Origin of the sequence: Arthrobacter sp. Br18, assembly GCF_000520555.1 — a bacterium.
Taxonomy (GTDB): Bacteria; Actinomycetota; Actinomycetes; order Actinomycetales; family Micrococcaceae; genus Arthrobacter_D.
Map to the genome: position 1 here is coordinate 1 of NZ_AZSA01000296.1, position 3,353 is coordinate 3,353.

Annotated in this window: 3 protein-coding genes and 2 pseudogenes; all 5 read left to right on the top strand. The window is 60.6% G+C overall.

All coding sequences use genetic code 11. The annotated features are described in order from the left end of the window. Positions 1 to 59 precede the first annotated feature (59 nt). Positions 60 to 164: pseudogene (locus tag Y704_RS25080) on the top strand (hypothetical protein); the annotation flags it as partial. A 124-nt stretch (positions 165 to 288) separates the two neighbouring features. Further along, positions 289 to 1,260, top strand: coding sequence for a zinc-binding dehydrogenase (locus Y704_RS25085; RefSeq protein WP_253904208.1), 972 nt, complete (start codon positions 289 to 291; stop codon positions 1,258 to 1,260). Beyond that, the gene (locus Y704_RS23125) at positions 1,257 to 1,577 is read left to right on the top strand and encodes an MDR/zinc-dependent alcohol dehydrogenase-like family protein (RefSeq protein WP_051476609.1); all 321 of its coding nucleotides are present in this window, start codon (positions 1,257 to 1,259) and stop codon (positions 1,575 to 1,577) included. The genes Y704_RS25085 and Y704_RS23125 overlap by 4 nt, the downstream gene beginning before the upstream one ends. Before the next feature lie 121 nt (positions 1,578 to 1,698). Continuing rightward, positions 1,699 to 2,307: pseudogene (locus Y704_RS18410) on the top strand (IS1380 family transposase); the annotation flags it as partial. Between the two features lie 300 nt (positions 2,308 to 2,607). Continuing rightward, positions 2,608 to 3,096 carry a mycothiol transferase gene (locus tag Y704_RS18415; protein ID WP_051476610.1) on the top strand — a complete coding sequence of 163 codons (489 nt, stop codon included), beginning with the start codon at positions 2,608 to 2,610 and terminating at the stop codon, positions 3,094 to 3,096. The last annotated feature ends 257 nt before the right edge of the window (positions 3,097 to 3,353 follow it).

Below are 3,353 nucleotides of genomic sequence, written 5' to 3' on the forward strand. Positions count from 1 at the left end.
GCATCGTCGAAGCCGTAGGGGCCGGGGTTGACCGGATCAAGGTCGGCGACCGGGTGTCAGTGCCGTTCAACCTCTCGTGCGGTACCTGCCGGAACTGCAACAACGGATACACCTCCGCTTGTCTCCGCGCGAACCCTTCAGGCCACCCAGGAGCCGGATACGGGTACCCGATGATGGGACCCTACTGGGGAGGCCAGGCAGAACTCCTTCGCGTGCCGTGGGCGGATTTCAACCTGCTCAAACTCCCGCAGGGCACCGAGAATGAAGCTGACTTCACGATGCTGTCGGATGTTCTTCCCACCGGCTACCACGGTGCGGAGCTGGCGATGGTTGCTCCGGGCAAATCCGTTGCTGTTTCCCACCGGCTACCACGCTGCGGAGCTGGCGATGGTTGCTCCGGGCAAATCCGTTGCTGTCTTCGGGGCCGGACCGGTTGGTCTGATGGCCGCCCACAGTGCGTTCCTCAAAGGTGCCTCCCAGGTGTTTGTTGTCGATAAGGAACCCGACCGCCTTGCCCTGGCAGAGCAGATCGGGGCCACGGCGATCAACTTCGCTGACACCGACCCGGCTGAAGCGATTCTGGAGGGAACCGATGGTTTCGGTGCCGACTGTGGCATTGAAGCAGTCGGCTACCAGGCACATGACCATACCGGGGAAGAGCACCCCGAAATGGTGCTGGATAACCTGGTGAAAGTCGTCCGGGCGACCGGACATATCGGTGTTCTCGGGGTGTATGTGCCAGAGGATCCTGGAGCCAGCAATGACCTGGCCAAGGAAGGTCGGGTTGCGTTCGCCGACACCGACCCGGCTGAGGCGATTCTGGAAGGCACCGATGGTTTCGGTGCCGACTGCGGCATTGAAGCAGTCGGCTACCAGGCACACGACCACACCGGGGAAGAGCACCCCGAAATGGTGCTGGACAACCTGGTGAAAGTAGTCCGGGCCACCGGGCATATCGGGGTTGTCGGGGTGTACGTGCCCGAGGATCCCGGAGCCAGCAATGACCTCGCCAAGGAAGGCCGGGTTGCGTTCAACTACGGCGCAGCTTTCGCCAAGGGCATCAGCATCGCCGGCGGGCAATGCCCGGTGAAGAGCAGATCGGGGCCACGGCGATCAACTTCGCTGACACCGACCCGGCTGAAGCGATTCTGGAGGGAACCGATGGTTTCGGTGCCGACTGTGGCATTGAAGCAGTCGGCTACCAGGCACATGACCATACCGGGGAAGAGCACCCCGAAATGGTGCTGGATAACCTGGTGAAAGTCGTCCGGGCGACCGGACATATCGGTGTTCTCGGGGTGTATGTGCCAGAGGATCCTGGAGCCAGCAATGACCTGGCCAAGGAAGGTCGGGTTGCGTTCAATTACGGCGCAGCCTTCGCCAAGGGCATCAGCATCGCCGGCGGGCAATGCCCGGTGAAAAAGTACAACCGCGAACTGAGGGATCTGATCATCCGCGGGAAATCTAAGCCCTCATGGATCGTGTCCCACGAGTTGTCCCTCGATGAAGCAGTTGAGGCTTACGCGAGCTTCGACAAGCGCGAAAACGGGTGGACCAAAGTCCTCCTCCACCCCTAAGCCTTGATCCACCGATGAGTTTGGTGTCGGGTCCGGCGTTTTAAACACGAATGCCCGTCTTCTGGGGAAAAATATGGCTTACCACAGTCAGAATTTTCGGCCAGAAGAGGACATTCCGTAGATGCAAGTTTCCCATAAGCCGTCCGCGGTGTCAGTTTCCTTTGACGAGCCGAACCTCGTGTCGGCCGCCGGGCTGCTGCCGGTCATGACATTGGCCCGCGATGCCGGGTTGCAGGAGTTGGCCGATGAATGGCTGTCAGTGCCCACGGACAAGGGCGCGAACGCCGGGCTGAAGGTCGCGTCTCTGGTGGCGGGGATGGTCGCCCGCGCGGACAGCATCGATGACATGGCCTTATTGCGCCACGGCGGAATGGATCGGCTTTTCAACGCCTGCTATGCGCCCTCTACGCTGGGCTCGTTCTTGCGGTCCTTCACCTTCGGGCATGTCCGGCAACTGGACGCGGTCGCCTCGCGCTTCCTGGCAAATCTTGCGGCCCGGGCCCCGTTGCTGGGAGCACTTAAGACCAGTGACTTCGTGTTCGTCGATGTTGACGACACGATCATCGAGGTCCACGGCTACGCCAAACAGGGCTCCGGATACGGTTACTCCGGGGTCCGCGGTCTGAACGCCCTGCTGGGCACCGTCTCTTCCAAGGACACGGCCCCGTTCATCCTGGCCCAGCGCCTGCGTAAGGGAGGAACGAATTCGACCCGCGGAGCCAAACGCCTGTGTCATTTTCATAAGTCGGCTGCACGGAATGTCAGAAGTCACCTGCACCGGGTTCAGTGGCAGCACTCGTAGCAACAAGGGCCCGACAACGGGCACCGCGGAGGTGTCGACCCTGTAGTTGTTGCTATTTGGTGCAGACGACTTCTGAAAATGACAAATTTTGTTGGCGGTCAGCCCCGGAAATAGTGGAGCGGTGGAGGATCCGCAAGTGACGCCTTCAGGGCGAGCCTCAGTGGCCGCTGTAGAACGTCGGGGGTGGGAGCATTGAAACGACCCTGTTTCTGTGCGAGGAGGCCGCCCATGGCAAGCGATGACGTTCTTCTTATGTTCTGTCTGATGAAATTCGACGAGCTAACACAACTCGTAGTCGGGCTGGACGATGAGCTGGCTAACACTGCGCCCGACGTCCCGGAGGCTAACTCTCCGGTGGCCATTCTCGTCCACTGTTGCGGCATGATGCGTCGCTGGTCCGGTAGCGTTAATCCTGGCCTGGCGCTCCCGCGGGATCGGGAGGCGGAGTTTACGGCCCGGCTGGCCGTCACTGACGCCGCGATGCTGGCGCGTGAAACACGCTCGACATTCGCCGACGACATACAAAACACCGAGATGGATCTGGCACCGGTGGCCGTACCGCCATCATGGGAAGCATTTTGGACCGCTACCTGCCGCGGAGTCCTGTTTCACGTGTTCGAGGAGTTGTGCCAGCATCTAGGGCAAGCAGAAATCACCCGAGACCTGCTCACCGCAAGCAACACGCATTGGCATGGGACGGCCACTGACGCATATTGACAAAACCGATGGAGCCCGCCGTCCCGCAAACGGATCCTCCACCGCTCCACTATTTCCGGAAGCATTTAAAGAGATTAGCCGCGCAGATGTCGTGGTCAGTCCGGAGGGGCCGGGGTGACCGAGTTGATTCGTCATCCATCAAACGGGCGTAGTGTGCCTTGTACCTTTTGCTCTGGTTCTGGTCCACACGAAGGGACTGTACGGGCGGGCATCGACAACCCGCGCTCCGGGTTCCTGTTGGTGGTTTTGCGGGTTAT